Annotated in this window: 14 protein-coding genes and 2 tRNA genes; 11 read left to right on the forward strand and 5 right to left on the reverse strand. The window is 69.1% G+C overall.

Annotation, left to right across the window (positions count from 1 at the left end; genetic code table 11):
• Nucleotides 1-161 precede the first annotated feature (161 nt).
• Both ABZ267_RS12700 and ABZ267_RS12705 read left to right on the forward strand, forming a co-directional pair.
• Nucleotides 162-650: a ribose-5-phosphate isomerase gene (locus ABZ267_RS12700; protein ID WP_356750215.1), complete on the forward strand. Its 489-nt coding sequence runs from the start codon at nucleotides 162-164 to the stop codon at nucleotides 648-650.
• A 96-nt stretch (nucleotides 651-746) separates the two neighbouring features.
• On the forward strand, nucleotides 747-1,574 hold the full coding sequence (locus ABZ267_RS12705; RefSeq protein ID WP_356750217.1) for a DNA-formamidopyrimidine glycosylase family protein: 828 nt from the start codon (nucleotides 747-749) through the stop codon (nucleotides 1,572-1,574).
• A 19-nt stretch (nucleotides 1,575-1,593) separates the two neighbouring features.
• Here ABZ267_RS12705 and ABZ267_RS12710 read toward each other — a convergent pair whose 3' ends face one another.
• On the reverse strand, nucleotides 1,594-2,829 hold the full coding sequence (locus ABZ267_RS12710) for a GNAT family N-acetyltransferase (protein WP_356750219.1): 1,236 nt from the start codon (nucleotides 2,827-2,829) through the stop codon (nucleotides 1,594-1,596).
• Nucleotides 2,830-2,934: 105 nt separating this feature from the next.
• On the opposite strand from ABZ267_RS12710, the gene ABZ267_RS12715 reads away from it, so the two are divergent.
• Nucleotides 2,935-4,080, forward strand: a complete 1,146-nt coding sequence (locus ABZ267_RS12715; RefSeq protein ID WP_356750221.1) for a PP2C family protein-serine/threonine phosphatase — start codon at nucleotides 2,935-2,937, stop codon at nucleotides 4,078-4,080.
• Nucleotides 4,081-4,177: 97 nt separating this feature from the next.
• Here the strand turns inward: ABZ267_RS12715 and ABZ267_RS12720 are convergent, their stop codons facing one another.
• Complete coding sequence (locus tag ABZ267_RS12720) at nucleotides 4,178-5,383, reverse strand: cation:proton antiporter (RefSeq protein ID WP_356750223.1); 1,206 nt, start codon at nucleotides 5,381-5,383, stop codon at nucleotides 4,178-4,180.
• Between the two features lie 225 nt (nucleotides 5,384-5,608).
• Between ABZ267_RS12720 and ABZ267_RS12725 the strand changes: the two genes are divergently transcribed.
• Nucleotides 5,609-6,109, forward strand: coding sequence for an HD domain-containing protein (locus tag ABZ267_RS12725; RefSeq protein ID WP_356750225.1), 501 nt, complete (start codon nucleotides 5,609-5,611; stop codon nucleotides 6,107-6,109).
• Nucleotides 6,110-6,189: 80 nt separating this feature from the next.
• Here the strand turns inward: ABZ267_RS12725 and ABZ267_RS12730 are convergent, their stop codons facing one another.
• Complete coding sequence (locus ABZ267_RS12730) at nucleotides 6,190-7,326, reverse strand: acyltransferase family protein (protein WP_356750227.1); 1,137 nt, start codon at nucleotides 7,324-7,326, stop codon at nucleotides 6,190-6,192.
• Between the two features lie 445 nt (nucleotides 7,327-7,771).
• Here ABZ267_RS12730 and ABZ267_RS12735 point away from each other — a divergent pair, with 445 nt between their 5' ends.
• Nucleotides 7,772-7,966 (forward strand): hypothetical protein, encoded by a 195-nt coding sequence (locus ABZ267_RS12735; RefSeq protein ID WP_026241379.1) that lies wholly within the window; start codon nucleotides 7,772-7,774, stop codon nucleotides 7,964-7,966.
• Nucleotides 7,967-8,047: 81 nt separating this feature from the next.
• On the opposite strand, the gene ABZ267_RS12740 is transcribed toward ABZ267_RS12735, so the two are convergent.
• Nucleotides 8,048-8,121 (reverse strand) — tRNA-Gly (locus ABZ267_RS12740).
• 168 nt (nucleotides 8,122-8,289) lie between these two features.
• On the opposite strand from ABZ267_RS12740, the gene ABZ267_RS12745 reads away from it, so the two are divergent.
• The 5 genes from ABZ267_RS12745 (at nucleotide 8,290) to clpX (ending at nucleotide 13,021) form a co-directional block, all read left to right on the forward strand.
• Nucleotides 8,290-8,366, forward strand: a tRNA-Pro gene (locus tag ABZ267_RS12745).
• A 150-nt stretch (nucleotides 8,367-8,516) separates the two neighbouring features.
• Nucleotides 8,517-9,896, forward strand: coding sequence for a trigger factor (gene tig, locus ABZ267_RS12750; RefSeq protein ID WP_356750229.1), 1,380 nt, complete (start codon nucleotides 8,517-8,519; stop codon nucleotides 9,894-9,896).
• Nucleotides 9,897-10,193: 297 nt separating this feature from the next.
• A complete protein-coding gene (locus tag ABZ267_RS12755) occupies nucleotides 10,194-10,799 on the forward strand; it encodes an ATP-dependent Clp protease proteolytic subunit (RefSeq protein ID WP_356750441.1) in 606 nt (201 codons plus the stop codon).
• Nucleotides 10,800-10,881: 82 nt separating this feature from the next.
• Nucleotides 10,882-11,565, forward strand: coding sequence for an ATP-dependent Clp protease proteolytic subunit (locus ABZ267_RS12760; RefSeq protein ID WP_356750231.1), 684 nt, complete (start codon nucleotides 10,882-10,884; stop codon nucleotides 11,563-11,565).
• A gap of 157 nt (nucleotides 11,566-11,722) precedes the next feature.
• Nucleotides 11,723-13,021 (forward strand): ATP-dependent Clp protease ATP-binding subunit ClpX, encoded by a 1,299-nt coding sequence (clpX, locus tag ABZ267_RS12765; RefSeq protein WP_093687246.1) that lies wholly within the window; start codon nucleotides 11,723-11,725, stop codon nucleotides 13,019-13,021.
• 73 nt (nucleotides 13,022-13,094) lie between these two features.
• Here the strand turns inward: clpX and ABZ267_RS12770 are convergent, their stop codons facing one another.
• The gene (locus ABZ267_RS12770; protein WP_356750233.1) at nucleotides 13,095-14,114 is read right to left on the reverse strand and encodes a hypothetical protein; all 1,020 of its coding nucleotides are present in this window, start codon (nucleotides 14,112-14,114) and stop codon (nucleotides 13,095-13,097) included.
• A gap of 136 nt (nucleotides 14,115-14,250) precedes the next feature.
• Between ABZ267_RS12770 and ABZ267_RS12775 the strand changes: the two genes are divergently transcribed.
• Nucleotides 14,251-16,872 carry a valine--tRNA ligase gene (locus ABZ267_RS12775; RefSeq protein WP_356750235.1) on the forward strand — a complete coding sequence of 874 codons (2,622 nt, stop codon included), beginning with the start codon at nucleotides 14,251-14,253 and terminating at the stop codon, nucleotides 16,870-16,872.
• Nucleotides 16,873-16,962: the final 90 nt, after the last annotated feature.

Here is a 16,962-nt window from a genome sequence, read left to right on the forward strand (position 1 = left end):
GAAGAAGGCGAAAACGGAACCCTCTCCTCCGGATCATTTGCCTGATCATTACCCAAGTGATGTGTGCCACACGGGCCGAGGAGGCGGCCGCGGTCCCGCGACGTGACAGGCTCCGACCCCGCTGGCGGCCACCCCGCGCGGTTCGTGCCACACTTCGCTCCATGCGCGTGTACCTCGGATCCGACCATGCCGGTTACGAACTCAAGAACCACCTCGTCGAGTGGCTCGGTGCCCACGGGCACGAGGCCGTCGACTGCGGCCCTCACATCTACGACGCCCAGGACGACTATCCGCCGTTCTGCCTCCGTGCCGCCGAGAAGACGGCCGCGGACCCGGACAGCCTCGGCATCGTGATCGGCGGCTCCGGCAACGGCGAGCAGATCGCCGCCAACAAGGTCAAGGGCGTCCGCGCCGCACTGGCCTGGAGCGAGCAGACCGCCGCTCTCGGCCGTGAGCACAACAACGCCAACGTCGTCGCGATCGGCGGCCGGATGCACACGCTGGAGGAGTCGACCAAGTTCGTCGAGATCTTCCTCTCCACGCCGTACTCGAACGAGGAGCGCCACACGCGCCGCATCGAGATGCTCTCGGCGTACGAGACCACCGGCGAGCTCCCGCCGATCCCGGCCCACCACCCGCAGCAGGGCTGACCCAGCCCGCGCCACGCCACCTGTGCCGCCGGGTCCCGCACCCGGCGGCACGGCCATGTCGTCCGCCCTTCGCAGGAACCACAGGAGCAGCCCGCCGTGCCCGAGGGACACACGATCCACCGCCTCGCCCAGGACCACGCCGAGCGGTTCGTGGGCGGACCGGTCCGGGTGAGCAGCCCACAGGGCAAGTTCTCCGACAGCGCGGCCCTCCTCGACGGACGCACCCTCACCGCCACCGACGCCCACGGCAAGCACCTCTTCCTGGGCTTCGGCTCCACCGGCTGGGTCCACATCCACCTCGGCCTCTTCGGCAAGCTCGGCTTCGGCACGGCGCCGCCACCGCCGCCGACCGACACCGTGCGCCTGCGCCTGGTCAACGCGGCCCACCACGCCGATCTGCGCGGCCCCACCACCTGCGCGCTGATCACCGAGCCCGAGAAGCGCGCGATACACGAGCGGCTCGGCCCGGACCCACTCCGCGGCGACGAGGACGGCGAGCGGGCCTGGCAGCGGATCTCCTGCAGCCGGACCACCGTCGCCGGGCTCCTGATGGACCAGAAGGTCATCGCGGGCGTCGGCAACGTCTACCGGGCCGAGGTCCTCTTCCGCCACGGCATCGACCCGTACCGCGCCGGCAAGGACCTCACCCGCGCCGAGTGGGACGCGATCTGGGCGGACCTGGTGGAGCTGATGCACGAGGGCGTGACGAACAACCGGATCGACACCGTCCGCCCCGAGCACCTTCCCGAGGCGATGGGCCGCCCGCCCCGCAAGGACGACCACGGCGGCGAGGTCTACGTCTACCGCCGGGCCAACCTGCCCTGCCATATCTGCGCGAGCGAGATCCGGACGGCGGACCTCGCCGCCCGCAACCTCTTCTGGTGCCCGCGCTGCCAGGACCCGGACCTGACGTCCGGGGCCTGACCCGCGTACCCGTCCCGGCTCAGAAGTTGTGCGGCAGCCACGGCTCCACATGCCACGAGAACGCCGCCGAGACCTCCGCCACCGCTCCCGGCCGCACCTCCCGCACCCGCCCGGCCGCCGCGAGCGAGGTGAACGACACCCCGCCCAGGTAGGCGGCGCCCAGCTCCCGTACCGACAGCTCCAGATCCGGCGCGCGATCCGGCGCACGCCGGCACGAAGCGCCGCCCTTCGCATCCGCCACCAGCTGCCAGCGCCCCGCGTTCCACGGGCAGAAGGCGTCCGCCACCTCCAGCACCACATCCACCGGCGCCCGGTACGCGCGCGCCTCCAGTGCCGCACCGACCTCCACCAGCCGTACATAGAGCGCGTCCTGCACCCGCGCCTCGCACCGCCGTACGTCCGAGACCAGCTGCAGCAGCGGCTCGTCCACCGGCCGCGGGCCCGCCTCCACGGACGACGTCAGGTCGATGCCGAACAGGAACCGCCACAGCGCCGCGTACGACGCCGGATCCAGCGCCCCCAGATCCCGCAGCGCCACCGTCCCCTTCGGCCCCGCCCGGTCCCAGTCCGGCCGCACCCGGAACGTGGCGTACCCGGTCACCTCGCCGTCCCGCTCGGCGAGCACGCACTGCAACGCCGAGGCACCGGCCCGGTCCTGCGCCGTGTCGATCACCGCCGCCTGCTCCCACTTCGGCTGCCGCACCGGCGTGCCCGGACGCTCCGCGGCGAGCCGCCCGTACACCTCCTCGCAGGCGGGCAGGGCCGCCACCGGATCCGTGTACCGCACCCGCACGTCCTCCGTGCCCGGCGGCAGATCGAGCTGTACGCGCGAGGTGTCGACGTTCACACTCAGAGCGCGGGTCGCACCTCCGTACCCGAACCGTCCGTAAATGGCCGGTTCCGATGCCGTCAGCACGGCCAGCGGCTCGCCCCAGGACCGTACGTCGTCCAGCTGGCGCCGCATCATCGTCCGCAGCAGCCCGCGCCGCCGGTGCGTCCCCGCCACGCTCACCATCGTGACGCCCGCCGTCTCCACGGCCGCGCCGCCGGGCACGGTGAGCCGGAAGCTGTAAGCCCCGGCCGTACCGACGCACGCCTCACCGTCCCAGAGCCCGATGGACCGCTCGTGCTCGGTCAGCTCCCGCCAGAGCGCACGTGATTCCGGAGCGCTCTCCACACCGCCGAACGCACGCTCCAGACAGGCGAACCAGGGGTCCCATTCGGCAGGTCGCAGCACACGGAGTTCTGAAGTCATAGGCCATCCCTACCAGGGCGCGCCGAAGCGGACGACCTCATTTCGCGCGTACGGGCACCGGGGTCCCCCTGCACCGGCGGCGTCCGGGTGGATAGGGTCCCGGCAATGGCCCGTCGCGCAGGAGTGGACGACTTCTGGGCCCGGTGGCGCAGATCGGCGCACCGGGCCCGTATCGGGCTGCGCAAATCCGGGGTGGACTACTTCCGCGGCGACGGCTCCGACTGGATCGCCATGGCCGGTCTCCTGCTGACGATCCCGGCCATCACCTTCGCCACCATCGCCAGCCCGGTCTGGATCGACCCGGCCGCCCTCGCGCTGCCCATCGTCGCGGGCGGCCTGCTGCTGCGCCCGGCCAGCCTGCTCGGTCTGTACGCCACGGCCGCCGGCGCCCTGATCGTGGAGGCGCTCACCCTCGGCCCGTACCTGGACGGCCCTGCCCGGGTCACTCCGGGCACCGTCCTCGTGGTCGCCGCCTGCGGGTTCTTCGGCCTGATCCTGGCTCAGTTCCGGGCCCGGGTCGGCGTGCCGTGGCGGCGCGGCGGCACCATGCTCTTCGACCTGCGCGAACGCATCCGGGTCCAGAGCTCCCTGCCCCGCCTGCCGCAGGGCTGGCACCGCGAGATGGCCCTGCGCCCGGCCGGCGGCCAGTCCTTCTCCGGGGACTTCGTCGTCGCGGCCCGCACCCACGGCGGCCGGACCCTGGAGGTCGTCCTCACCGACGTCTCCGGCAAGGGCATGGACGCGGGCTCCCGGGCCCTGCTGCTCTCCGGCGCCTTCGGCGGCCTGCTCGGCTCGCTGCCGCCGCACGGCTTCCTCGCCGCCGCCAACGGCTATCTGCTGCGGCAGGACTGGGACGAGGGGTTCGCGACCTCGATCCACCTGGTGCTGGACCTGGAGTCAGGCGACTACGAGATCTTCTCGGCCGGTCATCCGCCGGCCCTGCAACTGCACGCGGGCAGCGGGCAGTGGGAGGAGAAGTCGGGGGAGGGGCCGCTGCTCGGCGTCTACGACGGGGCCGAGTTCGACGCGGTGAAGGGTTCGCTCGCGCCGGGAGATGTGCTGATGCTCTTCACGGACGGCCTGGTGGAGGCGTCCGACCGGGACATCGCCGAGGGCATCGACCGGCTGACGGGCGAGGCCGACCGCTATGTCTCCACCGGCTTCGAGGGCGCGGCCTGGCATCTGATCGAGGCCTGCGCCAAGGACGTCAACGACGACCGGGCGCTGCTGCTGCTCTCGCGCCGGCACTGAGAGGGCCTCGTCAACGGAGAGGTGTCCATCACCCGCGAATGATCATGTGGGGATCGTCACTCACGGGTGCGGCGCGAGGACACCTCTCTGCCTCCGTTCAGACCGAGACCGGGATCTGTTCCTGATCCTTGTCGCCGTCCTTCCCGCCACCGTCCTTGCCACCGCCGCGTCCGCCGGGCAGGACCCGGGCCAGCCAGTGCGAGCGTCCGGCCGCCAGCGGCGCGAGGACGGCGAGCAGGAGTACGTAGCCGGCGATGAACGGCGAGAGCCGGCTGTCGAGTCCGGCGGCGGCCGCCATCGTCGCGAGGATGAGCGCGAACTCGCCGCGGGCCACCAGCGTGGTGGCGATGTTGGCCGTGCCTTGCGAGCCGAAGTCGTAGATCCGGGCGGCGGCGAGACCCGCGGCCACGTTCATCGCGAGCGTCAGGACGACGGCCGCCAGCACCGGCCAGAGGACGCTCGGGAGGACGCCGGGGTCGATGGAGAGGCCGAAGGCGAAGAAGAAGATCGCGCCGAACGCGTCGCGCAGCGGGTGGACCAGCTTGAGGATGCGTTCGCCGGAGGTGGTCGAGCCGAGCATGAGGCCGACCATGAAGGCACCGATCGCGTCGGCGACGCCGAACATCTCGGAGACACCGGCGACGAAGACCGCGACACCGAGGAAGGAGATGACGAGGAGCTCGTCGTCCCTGGTGTTCATCAGCTTGCCGATGACCTTCGTCCCGAACCGGGCCGCCAGAGCGAGCAGCAGCAGGAAGCCGAAGGCCTTGCCGGCGTCGACGAGCATCGCCGAGAGGCTGTCCGCACCGGACAGGATCGGCTGGAGAGCGGCGAGGTAGAGGGCGAGGAAGACGTCCTCGACGACGATGATGCCGAGGATCGGCCGGGTCTCCGGGTTACCGATGCGGCCCAGGTCCACCAGGATCTTGGTGACGATGGCGGACGAGGATATGCCGAGCACACCGGCGAGGACCAACGCCTCCGACGTGCCCCAGCCCAGCGCGAAACCGAAGCCGAGACCGGCGCCCACGTTCAGGACCAGATAGGTCCCGCCCGCGATCGCCATCTTCCGGCCGCCCGTCTTGAGGTCGTCCATGTGGAACTCGAGCCCCAGGTAGAAGAGCAGGAGGACGAGTCCCAGCGCGGAGAGCATCTCCAGGTCGTGCGGGTTGGAGAGAAGCGTGTAACCGGGGGTGTGCGGGCCGAGGAGGATGCCGGCCAGGATGAACAGGGGGATCGTCGGCAGCCCGATGCGGCCGCCGAGGCGGGCGAGGACGGCAGCGGCCAGGAAGGCGCCGCCCATGGCGAGGAGGGTGTCTGCGTGTCCGATGAGCCTGTTCCTTCGCGATAGGTCAAGAGAGGGTCAAGGGGGTGTCAATAAACCATCAGTAATTAGTTTACCGAACGATTGACTCTGCAACTATGAGACCGCCGCATTGTCAGCTTTTGTCGGGTTGGGTGAAGGCGGCCGAATCCGGCAACGCCGCAGGTCCGGGAGGTCGTTGCCGTGCCGCCGTAGAGTCGGGCCATGTCCGGCAACCATCTGAACCTGGCCCAGGTCGAGGCCCTCGCCCGTGCGGCCCATGCGACGCAGACCGACAAGGCGGGCCGCCCGTACACCGAACACCTGGCGGCGGTGGCCGAGGGCGTACGGGTGCGCGGCGGCACCGGCCACCAGATCGCGGCGGCCTGGTTGCACGACGCGATCGAGGACGACGCGCTCTCCGCGGCCTGGCTGGCCGAGGCCGCACTGCCGCAGGAGGTCAAGGACCTGGTCCTGGCCGTCACCAAGTGGCCGGGCGAGGAGCTGACCGCGTACACCGCGCGGATCCTCGCCACCGAGGGCGCGCTGCTCATCAAGGAGGCGGATCTGGCCCACAACGCCGATCCGGCCCGCCTCGCGGTCCTGGAGGAGCCGACGCGTGCCCGGCTGACGGCGAAGTACGCGCAGGTACGGGAGCTGTTGGGGCTGACCGGTGGAGAACCGCCCTCCGACCGAAAGGTTTCGGCCAACCCGGAAACGCACTGATCCACCCGCGGCCGGTGGTGCGGGTGGATCGGAGAGTCAGGGCGTGTCCGGCGGATCAGGGCCTGGGCGGGGGAGCGGGTTCAGCGCTTGGCGGGGTCCTTCCGGAACGCCCACGGCATGTCCGGTTCGGTGGCGAACTTCAGCGCACGGCCCACCGGCGGCGAGCACATGAGCGTCACCGTGACGGCGGCCACGGTCGAGACGACGACCAGGCCGACCGGGTCCGAGAGCCAGGTGTACCGGTCGAACAGGCCCGTGTAGACGGCACCCTTGATCAGGAAGCCGTGGAGCAGATAGCCGCAGATCGTCCCGGCGCCCAGCGCCGTGAACCAGGTGTGCCGGCGCGGCACCCAGGCCAGGAAGCCGGCGGTCAGCGCCAGCGCGCAGCCGAAGAGGGCCAGTGACAGCACCGCGCCCGACCACCACGGTGCGTCCATCTCCTGGGCGCTGTTGGCGCGGTAGAGCCAGCCGAGCCGCATGTGCGGCGCGATCCAGTACGCGAAGAGCAGGGCGCCCGCGAAGAGCGGCAGGGCGAGGAGCCGTACCTCGCGGCGGCGGACCAGCTGGAAGTGCTCGGGCTTCATCAGCAGGCCGAGGACGAAGAACGGCAGGAACTGGAAGACCCGCTGGAGATCCAGGTCGTCCCCGATGTCCGGAGAGACCGAGGCCAGCATCGCGATGGCGAGCGCCACCGGCAGTGGATGGCGCAGCGTGCGCCAGATCGGCGTGGTGACCCGCCAGATGAACAGGGCGATCAGGAACCACGTCAGATACAGCGGATCGGCCAGGCTGATCGCGGTGCCGGGGGAGTCGTCCACGTACCGCTTGAAGAGCGAATAGGCCGTCTCGAACAGGACGTACGGCACGACGACGCCGGTGATCAGCCGCTTCACCTTCGGCGCGGACAGGTCGAAGTTACGCGAGAAGTAGCCGGAGATGAGGATGAAGGCCGGCATGTGGAACGTGTACACGATCATGTAGAGCGCCCGGGTGGCCCGGCTGCCGTCCATCACCGGTTCCCAGGCGTGCGCCACCGCGACCAGCACGATGGCCAGGTACTTCACGTTGTCGAAGTAGGGATCACGCTGCTTCGCCGCCGCCGGCGGGGCCTTGGGGGCCTGGGCGGTGGGCGTGGGTGTCTGCTCGCGTCTGGGCTCCGACTTGCGGGTCGCCGGGGGGAGCGGGGCCCTGGTGAATACGCTCGGAGCTTGGAACATCTAAGGCACCTTAGGCCCGTCGATTGCCTCGCGTAAAACCGCGATGAGATAGCGCGTGTTCCCTTCTATTAGCGTGCGAAACAATCGAACACCGCCCGCTATGGCACACTTGATCCCGCTTAAACAGGGCATATCGGCGGCGTGTTGGGCCAGTGAATTACGTCGCATCCGCGCGGGCCAATTACCTGTGAACGGCCTGTGGGGACAGGGAAAAGATCGCCACGGCGAGGTCGGTGAATATGCGGCCGTGCGGATTTCGCCGTGGAAGCGTGGGGCATGCGGCGTGGAGCGCCGCTGAGCTGGGCAGGATGGCGGGATCCGGTCAGTGCGATCCGTCACCCGGCAGCAGACACCGGGGAGTTGGTGGCACGATGGACGCGACGGGGCGCGCAGTGGTGCACGTTTCCGGGCCGGCAAGGCGGACCGACCGAGGGTGTGATCAGACGTGGCTATTTCACTGTCTATGGTGCTGCTGTTCGCGGTCATCCTGGTGGTGCTGATCCGTGGGGGCTCCATCAAGCCCGGCCCCGCGCTCGTTGCCGTGCTCTTCGGCTTCTTCCTGGCGTCGACCGGCATGGCCCCGTCGATCAACAGGTTCATGAACTCGATAGCCGACACGATCAACCAGATCAGCTTCTGAAGCGGGTCAGGCTCCCGCCTGCGAGAAGCACTGGTACGCAAGAGGCCCGGTCCGACGGAGATGTCGGACCGGGCCCAGGCGTGGAGCGGGCGACGGGAATCGAACCCGCGTAGCTAGTTTGGAAGACTAGGGCTCTACCATTGAGCTACGCCCGCGTGCACCGCACCGCAGGTCCACCGGACCGCGGCACGGAAAGCATCGTAGCGGGTCGGCGGCGCTCTCCGCACACCCGTTGACGCCGGCCGCCGGACCGCCGCTCCCCGCCCGTCCCGTTAAGGGGCCGACGGAGGGCTCCGGGGCATGTACCCTACGTGTCGCACCGACGGGGTGTGGCGCAGCTTGGTAGCGCGTCCGCTTTGGGAGCGGAAGGTCGTCGGTTCGAATCCGGCCACCCCGACCACCAGCAAGATCGCATTGTGGGAGTCCTCCCCCTTGCCGTTACTATGCAAATTGCGTGCCCGTGTGTCTGATGTACCGGGCTCGGTCCGCGAAGCCGCCAATCGGCGGCCCAGCAGAACCCCAAGAAGTCAGCCACCAAGGAGACCGAACCGTGAAGAGCGCCGTGGAGACCCTGAACCCGACTCGGGTTCGGCTCAGCATCGAGGTGCCCTTCGAGGAGCTCAAGGACAGCCTCGACGCGGCGTACAAGAAGATCAACCAGCAGGTCACGGTGAAGGGCTTCCGCAAGGGCAAGATCCCCGCCCGGGTCATCGACCAGCGGTTCGGCCGCGGTGCTGTGCTGGAGGAGGCCGTCAACGACGCCCTTCCGAAGTTCTACACCGAGGCGGTCAACGAGGGTGAGCTGAACGTCCTCGGCCAGCCCGAGGTCGACATCACCGAGCTGAAGGACGGCGAGCTGCTGGCCTTCACCGCCGAGGTTGACGTACGCCCCGAGATCGAGATCCCGGACTACTCCGGCATCGAGGTCACCGTCGACGCCCTCGAGGTCACCGACGAAGAGGTCGAGAAGGCCGTGGAGCAGCTCCGTGAGCGCTTCGCCGCCACCAACCCGGTCGAGCGCGCCGCCGCCGACGGCGACGTCGTCACGATCGACCTGGAGGCCAAGGTCGACGGTGAGGTCCTGGAGGACGGCGTGGCCGCCGGTGTCTCGTACACCATCGGTTCCGGCGAGCTCCTCGACGGCATCGACGAGGCCGTGACCGGCCTGGAGGCCGGTGGCGAGGCCACCTTCACCTCCGAGCTGAAGGGCGGCTCCGCCGAGGGCAAGGCCGCGGAGGTCACCGTCAAGGTCACCGCCGTCGCCGCCCGCGAGCTCCCCGAGCTGGACGACGACTTCGCCCAGATGGCCAGCGAGTTCGACACGCTGGAGGAGCTGAAGGCCGACAGCCGCAAGCGCCTGGAGACCACCAAGCAGTACGACCAGGCCACCCAGGCCCAGGAGCGCGTCCTGGAGGAGCTGCTGAAGCTCGCCGAGGTCCCGATCCCGGAGAAGCTGCTCGCGGACGAGGTCCAGACCCGCAAGCACAACCTGGAGCACCACCAGCTCGGTCAGATGGGCCTCGACCTCGAGAAGTACCTCGAGATCCAGGGCAAGACCCTGGAGGAGTTCGAGAACGAGACCTCCGAGCAGGCCATCAAGGGCATCAAGACCCAGTTCATCCTTGACGAGCTCGTCAACAAGGAGAAGCTGAACGTCAACCAGGAGGAGCTCACCGAGCACCTCATGCGGCGCGCCGCTTCCTCCGGCATGAGCCCCGACCAGTTCGCCCAGGCCGTCGTCGAAGGCGGCCAGGTGCCGATGCTCGTCGGCGAGGTCGCCCGCGGCAAGGCGCTCGCCGTCGTCGTCGAGGCCGCCAAGGTCGTCGACACCAACGGTGAGGTCGTCGACCTGGAGGACGACGAGGACGAGACCACGGAGACGGCCGAGGCCGCCACCGAGGACAAGGCCGAGGAGAAGAACGAGGCCTGAGCCTCGCCCTGATCCGCGCGCCGGCCTCGCGCCGACCGCACGACGGGCCCCGGACGCTCCACGCGTCCGGGGCCCGTCGCCGTAACGCCTCGCATCGCTGTGCGGCAACGGAACCCCTGTGCCCCCGGCGGACCTTGCGCTCCCAGCGAACAGTTGCGGAACCGGGATGGCGTTGTCCCACCTGCGCGTTAGGGTCCATGAAGAGGAAGGGTGGGGGAGTCCCCCATCCACCCGGTACGAAGACGCTGAGACGGCCGGAGCCGTCAGAGACGAGCAGGTGGATACGTGACGAATCTGATGCCCTACGCCGCCGGAGAGCCGTCCCTCGGTGGAGGCCTCGGTGACCAGGTCTACAGCCGACTGCTCGGCGAACGCATCATCTTCCTCGGTCAGCAGGTCGACGATGACATCGCCAACAAGATCACCGCACAGCTCCTGCTCCTTGCCGCCGACCCGGACAAGGACATCTACCTCTACATCAACAGCCCCGGTGGCTCGGTGACCGCCGGCATGGCGGTCTACGACACCATGCAGTACATCCCGAACGACGTGGTCACCATCGGCATGGGCATGGCGGCCTCCATGGGCCAGTTCCTGCTCACCGGCGGCGCCGCGGGCAAGCGCTTCGCGCTCCCGAACACCGACATCCTGATGCACCAGGGTTCGGCCGGTATCGGCGGAACGGCCTCGGACATCAAGATCCAGGCGCAGTACCTGCTCCGCACCAAGACGCGCATGGCCGAGATCACCGCCCGCCACTCCGGCCAGTCCGTCGAGACGATCATCCGCGACGGCGACCGCGACCGCTGGTACACGGCGGAGGAGGCCAAGGACTACGGCCTCATCGACGAGATCATCACGGTCGCGTCGGGCATCCCGGGCGGCGGCGGCACGGGTGCCTGATCCGGTCCTCACCGGACCGTCGGCACTCCACCCGCACCCCCTTCTCGTACGCCGAGACCTCCAGCCCCAGAACGCCACCAGGATGGTGAACACCCACATGAACAACTTCTCCGGCGCCTCCGCGAGCGGCCTCTACACCGGCCCGCAGGTGGACAACCGCTACGTCGTCCCGCGCTTCGTGGAGCGCACCTCGCAGGGTGTGCGTGAGTACGACCCGTACGCGAAGCTCTTCGAGGAGCGCGTGATCTTCCTCGGCGTCCAGATCGACGACGCCTCGGCCAACGACGTCATGGCGCAGCTGCTCTGCCTGGAGTCGATGGACCCCGACCGCGACATCTCGATCTACATCAACAGCCCCGGCGGCTCGTTCACCGCGCTCACCGCGATCTACGACACGATGCAGTTCGTGAAGCCGGACATCCAGACGGTCTGCATGGGCCAGGCCGCCTCCGCCGCCGCCGTCCTGCTCGCCGCCGGCACGCCGGGCAAGCGCATGGCGCTCCCGCACGCCCGCGTCCTGATCCACCAGCCGTCCTCGCAGACGGGCCGCGAGCAGCTCTCCGACCTGGAGATCGCGGCCAACGAGATCCTCCGGATGCGGACGCAGCTGGAGCAGATGCTGGCCCGCCACTCGACCACTCCGCTGGAGAAGATCAGCGAGGACATCGAGCGCGACAAGATCCTCACGGCCGAGGACGCCCTGGCGTACGGGCTCGTCGACCAGATCGTGTCCACCCGCAAGACGACCGCGGGCGCATCGGTCTGACGTCGGTCTTTCCCCTTGGCACATTCCTTTTGCACGGTCTCGGCCGTGTGAACCGTGCCAAGGGGGGCCCGAACGGGGGCCCAGGCAAGGTACCGTCGGATAGAGGCACCAGGAGCCGCTGAACCAGGCGGCCTCCCAGGCGAAGGGGAAGCACCTCGTGGCACGCATCGGTGATGGCGGCGACCTGCTCAAGTGCTCGTTCTGTGGCAAGAGCCAGAAGCAGGTGAAGAAGCTCATCGCGGGACCCGGTGTGTACATCTGCGACGAGTGCATCGATCTCTGCAACGAGATCATCGAGGAGGAGCTCGCGGAGACGAGCGAGGTCCGCTGGGAAGAGCTTCCCAAGCCCCGCGAGATCTACGAGTTCCTCGAGGGGTATGTCGTCGGGCAGGAGCCCGCGAAGAAGGCCCTCTCGGTCGCGGTGTACAACCACTACAAGCGGGTCCAGGCCGGCGAGAACGGCGGCGGCGCGAATCGTGAGGACGCGATCGAGCTCGCCAAGTCGAACATCCTGCTGCTGGGCCCCACGGGCTCCGGCAAGACGCTCCTCGCGCAGACGCTGGCCCGCATGCTCAACGTCCCGTTCGCCATCGCCGACGCCACCGCGCTGACGGAGGCCGGCTATGTCGGCGAGGACGTCGAGAACATCCTGCTGAAGCTGATCCAGGCGGCCGACTACGACGTCAAGAAGGCCGAGACCGGGATCATCTACATCGACGAGATCGACAAGGTCGCCCGCAAGAGCGAGAACCCGTCGATCACCCGCGATGTCTCCGGCGAGGGCGTCCAGCAGGCCCTGCTGAAGATCCTGGAGGGCACCACCGCCTCCGTGCCGCCGCAGGGCGGACGCAAGCACCCGCACCAGGAGTTCATCCAGATCGACACGACGAACGTGCTGTTCATCGTGGGCGGCGCCTTCTCCGGGCTGGAGAAGATCATCGAGTCCCGGGCCGGCGCCAAGGGCATCGGCTTCGGCGCCACGATCCGCTCCAAGCTGGAGATCCAGGCGAGCGACCAGTTCCAGGAGGTCATGCCGGAGGACCTGGTGAAGTTCGGGATGATCCCCGAGTTCATCGGCCGCCTCCCGGTGCTGACCTCGGTCCACAACCTGGACCGCGAGGCGCTGCTCCAGATCCTCATCGAGCCGCGCAACGCGCTGGTCAAGCAGTACCAGCGCCTCTTCGAACTCGACGGCGTGGAGCTGGAGTTCGAGCGCGAGGCGCTGGAGGCCATCGCCGACCAGGCGATCCTGCGCCAGACCGGCGCGCGTGGCCTGCGCGCCATCATGGAGGAAGTCCTCCAGTCCGTGATGTACGAGGTCCCGTCCCGCAAGGACGTCGCCCGCGTCGTCATCACGCCGGACGTCGTCCGCGACCACGTCAACCCGACGCTGGTCCCGCGCGAGCCGCGCACGATCGGCAAGAACGACGGCGGCCGCCACGAGAAGTCGGCCTAGCCGCAGAGAACTTACCTACGCCGAAGGGGCGCCCACCGGTCGACCGGTGGGCGCCCCTTCGGGGTTTGAGGCGTCAGATCTTGGTGCGTGAGGTGTTGTAGAGCTTGGCGGCGAGGGCCGACGTCTCGTCCTGGGTCATCGGCTTGTTGGTCATGGCTCCGCCGATGTCGAAGCCGATCACCACGCCCACGGTGCTGTAGTCGGCCCAGATGCAGACCGGCATGGTCATCTCCTTGGGACCCTTCTGCGGAGTGCCGTCGGCCTTGTCGTTGATGACCTTGACGTCCTGGCACTTCATCAGCGCGTCCTCGAAACCGGCCGGGGTGACGGCCTTCGGGCTGCCGACCAGTGAGCCCTTGGTGTCCTCGCTGGCCGCCGCTTCCTTCTCGGCGTTCTTGAAGGAGCCGTCGATGACCTTCTCGGGGTCCTCGACCTCACCCCAGACGCCTTCCAGCATCAGCATCTTGGCGAGGAGAGGATTCGTCGCGAGGTCACCGCTCACGTACTGGGCGCTGACCTCGTGCGGGTTCTTGACCCCCATGGCCTCGGCCTCGGCCTTGTCCTTGCCGGTCATCGCCCGCTCGGGCTTCTTCTTGGACGGGTCCTGCTTGTAGTCGTCCACCGACGCGGCCGGCGTCAGCTTGTAGCCCTTGGTGGAGTCGGCCACATCGCTGCTGCCGCCGCCGGCGAAGTACCAGATCCCCGCTCCGATGACCGCCAGCGCCAGCACGGACGCTCCCACGATCAGGCCGGTCTTCTTCTTCGGCTGCTGCGGCGGGTACGGCGGCTGGCCGCCGTACACCGGCTGGCCGCCGTACGGCGGAGTGGGCGGCTGCTGGCCGTACGGGCCCGGCTGCTGCGGCTGCGGGTAGCCGTAGCCGGGCTGGCCGCCCTGCGGCGGTGCGCCGTACGGGCCGGGCTGCTGCTGCGGCGGGACACCCTGAGGGGCCTGCTGGGGGTAGCCGTAGCCGGGCCGGCCCTGAGGCGGGCCCTGCGGCGGCGGGCCGCCGTACGGCCCGGGCTGCTGTCCGTACGGTCCGGGCTGGCCCTGCGGCGGCTGCCCACCGTACGGGCCCGGCTGGTTGTAGCTCATGCGGTGTCCCCTCCGAAACTCTTGTGCGTTGCGGACATCCTGACGGAAGCCGCCCTGACATGGGCCATCGGCCCGGACACCGTTACTCAACCAATCCGTTTCAGTGCAGACCTGTGACGGCCCTAAACTGTCTCCCGTGACCGAGAACTCATCGCAGCAGCCAGCCAGCAACCCCGAACTGCCGACCACGTACGCGCCGGCCGATGTAGAGGGGAAGCTGTACGAGCGCTGGGTAGAGCGTGGTTACTTCGAAGCCGACGCGAAGAGTGAGAAGCCTCCGTACACCATCGTCATCCCGCCGCCCAACGTCACCGGCGCCCTCCACCTGGGCCACGCCTTCCAGGTCACGCTGATGGACGCCCTCACCCGCCGCAAGCGGATGCAGGGCTTCGAGACGCTGTGGCTGCCCGGTATGGACCACGCCGGTATCGCCACCCAGAACAAGGTCGAGCAGCAGCTCGCCGAAGAGGGCAAGTCGCGGCACGACATCGGCCGTCAGGCGTTCGTCGAGCGGACCTGGCAGTGGAAGGAGGAGTACGGCGGCCGGATCCTCGGCCAGCTGCGTCGCCTCGGTGCCGGCCTGGACTGGTCGCGTGAGCGCTTCACCATGGACGAAGGCCTGTCCCAGGCCGTCCAGACGATCTTCAAGAACCTGTTCGACGACGGGATGATCTACCGCGCCGAACGCATCATCAACTGGTGCCCGCGCTGTATGACGGCCCTCTCGGACGCGGAGGTCGACCACCAGGACGACGCCGGCGAGCTGGTCTCGCTGGAGTACGGCGAAGGTGACGAGACGGTCGTCGTCGCGACCACCCGCGTCGAGACGATGCTCGGCGACACCGCCGTCGCCGTCCACCCCGACGACGAGCGCTACGCCCACCTGATCGGCAAGCGGATCAAGCTGCCGCTGACCGACCGTACGATCCCGGTCGTCGCGGACACCCACGTCGACCCGGAGTTCGGCACCGGCGCGGTCAAGGTCACCCCGGCCCACGACCCCAACGACTTCGCCATCGGCCAGCGCCACGGCCTGGAGTCGGTCACGATCATGGACGGCCGCGGTGTCATCACCGTCCCCGGTCCCTTCGAGGACCTGGACCGCTTCGAGGCGCGTTCCGCGATCGTGGAGGCGCTGCGCGAGCAGGGCCGGGTCGTCGCCGAGAAGCGTCCGTACATGCACTCCGTCGGCCACTGCTCCCGCTGCAAGACCACCGTCGAGCCGCGGCTCTCGCTCCAGTGGTGGGTCAAGGTCGAGACGCTCGCCGCCGCCGCGGGCGACGCGGTCCGCGACGGCCGCGTCGAGATCCACCCGAAGGAGCTGGAGCGCCGCTACTTCGACTGGGTCGACAACCTCAACGACTGGTGCATCTCGCGCCAGCTCTGGTGGGGCCACCGCATCCCCGTCTGGTACGGCCCGGACGGCGAGGTCGTCTGCGTCGGACCCGACGACGAGCCGCCGACCGGCGAGGGCTGGTTCCAGGACGAGGACGTCCTGGACACCTGGTTCTCCTCCGGCCTGTGGCCGTTCTCCACGCTCGGCTGGCCGGAGCAGACGCCGGACCTGGAGAAGTTCTACTCCACGGACGTCCTGCTCACCGGCCACGACATCATCTTCTTCTGGGTCGTCCGGATGATGATGTTCGGCCTGTACGCGATGGACGGCGAGGTCCCGTTCAAGACGGTCGCCCTCACCGGTCTCGTCCGCGACGAGTTCGGCAAGAAGATGTCGAAGTCCAACCCGAACGCCGTCGACCCGATCGTCTGGATGGACGCGTACGGCTCCGACGCCGTCCGCTTCACCCTCGCCAACGGCGCCAACCCGGGCGCCGACGTCCCGATCGGTGAGGACTGGGTCAAGGCCTCCCGCAACTTCGCCAACAAGATCTGGAACGCCACCCGTTTCGCGCTGATGAACGGTGCGACGGTCGAGGGCCCGCTGCCGGACCCGGCCGAGATGACGGCCACCGACCGCTGGATCCTGTCGCGTCTCAACGAGACCGTCGCGGACGTCGACCGCTTCTACGACGACTTCCAGTTCGCGAAGATCTCCGACGCGCTCTACCACTTCGCGTGGGACGAGGTCTTCGACTGGTACGTCGAGCTGTCCAAGACCACGTTCTTCGCGGGCGGCGAGCAGGCCAAGGTCTCCGGCCGCGTCCTCGGTGAGGTCCTCGACGTCACGCTGCGCCTGCTCCACCCGATCGTCCCGTTCGTCACGGAGACGCTGTGGACCACGCTGACCGGCGGCGAGTCCGTCGTGATCGCGCCGTGGCCCGCGGACTCCGGCTTCCGTGACGAGGCGGCCGAGAAGGAGATCGAGCTGGTCCAGCAGGTCGTCACCGAGGTCCGCCGCTTCAAGGGCGACCAGGGCCTCAAGCCCGGCCAGAAGGTCCCGGCCCAGCTGACCCTCACCGGCACCGCGTTCGCGCCGCACGAGGCGGCCATCCGCCAGCTGCTGCGGCTGGAACCGGCCGGTGACGGCTTCCACGCCACCGCGTCCCTTCCGGTCGCCGGGGCCACCGTCGCGCTGGACCTGTCCGGCACGATCGACGTCCCGGCCGAGCGCAAGCGCCTCACCAAGGATCTGGAGGCGGCGCGGAAGGAGAAGGCGCAGGCGGAGGGCAAGCTCGGCAACGAGGCGTTCCTCGCCAAGGCGCCGGACAACGTGGTCGACAAGATCCGCGGCCGGCTCTCCAAGGCCGAGGCCGACATCGAGCGGATCTCCGCACAGCTGGCGGCCCTCCCGCAGAGCTGATGTGCTGACCGACGAAGCCCCCGCACCCCCGACCGACCGGGGATGCGGGGGCTTCGCCGTACCGCCGCTGCGCACTGCGCCGGGCGCTGC

Origin of the sequence: Streptomyces sp. NPDC006174, from assembly GCF_040614075.1 — a bacterium.
Lineage (GTDB): Bacteria > Actinomycetota > Actinomycetes > Streptomycetales > Streptomycetaceae > Streptomyces.

Excerpts from the sequence above, each read along its gene's own strand:
- ABZ267_RS12700 (WP_356750215.1), top strand. The coding sequence starts at position 162 with ATGCGCGTGTACCTCGGATCCGACCATGCCGGTTACGAACTCAAGAAC.
- ABZ267_RS12710 (WP_356750219.1), bottom strand. The coding sequence starts at position 2,829 with ATGACTTCAGAACTCCGTGTGCTGCGACCTGCCGAATGGGACCCCTGG.
- ABZ267_RS12715 (WP_356750221.1), top strand. The coding sequence starts at position 2,935 with ATGGCCCGTCGCGCAGGAGTGGACGACTTCTGGGCCCGGTGGCGCAGA.
- ABZ267_RS12720 (WP_356750223.1), bottom strand. The coding sequence starts at position 5,383 with ATGGGCGGCGCCTTCCTGGCCGCTGCCGTCCTCGCCCGCCTCGGCGGC.
- ABZ267_RS12725 (WP_356750225.1), top strand. The coding sequence starts at position 5,609 with ATGTCCGGCAACCATCTGAACCTGGCCCAGGTCGAGGCCCTCGCCCGT.
- ABZ267_RS12730 (WP_356750227.1), bottom strand. The coding sequence starts at position 7,326 with ATGTTCCAAGCTCCGAGCGTATTCACCAGGGCCCCGCTCCCCCCGGCG.
- ABZ267_RS12755 (WP_356750441.1), top strand. The coding sequence starts at position 10,194 with ATGCCCTACGCCGCCGGAGAGCCGTCCCTCGGTGGAGGCCTCGGTGAC.
- ABZ267_RS12760 (WP_356750231.1), top strand. The coding sequence starts at position 10,882 with ATGGTGAACACCCACATGAACAACTTCTCCGGCGCCTCCGCGAGCGGC.
- ABZ267_RS12770 (WP_356750233.1), bottom strand. The coding sequence starts at position 14,114 with ATGAGCTACAACCAGCCGGGCCCGTACGGTGGGCAGCCGCCGCAGGGC.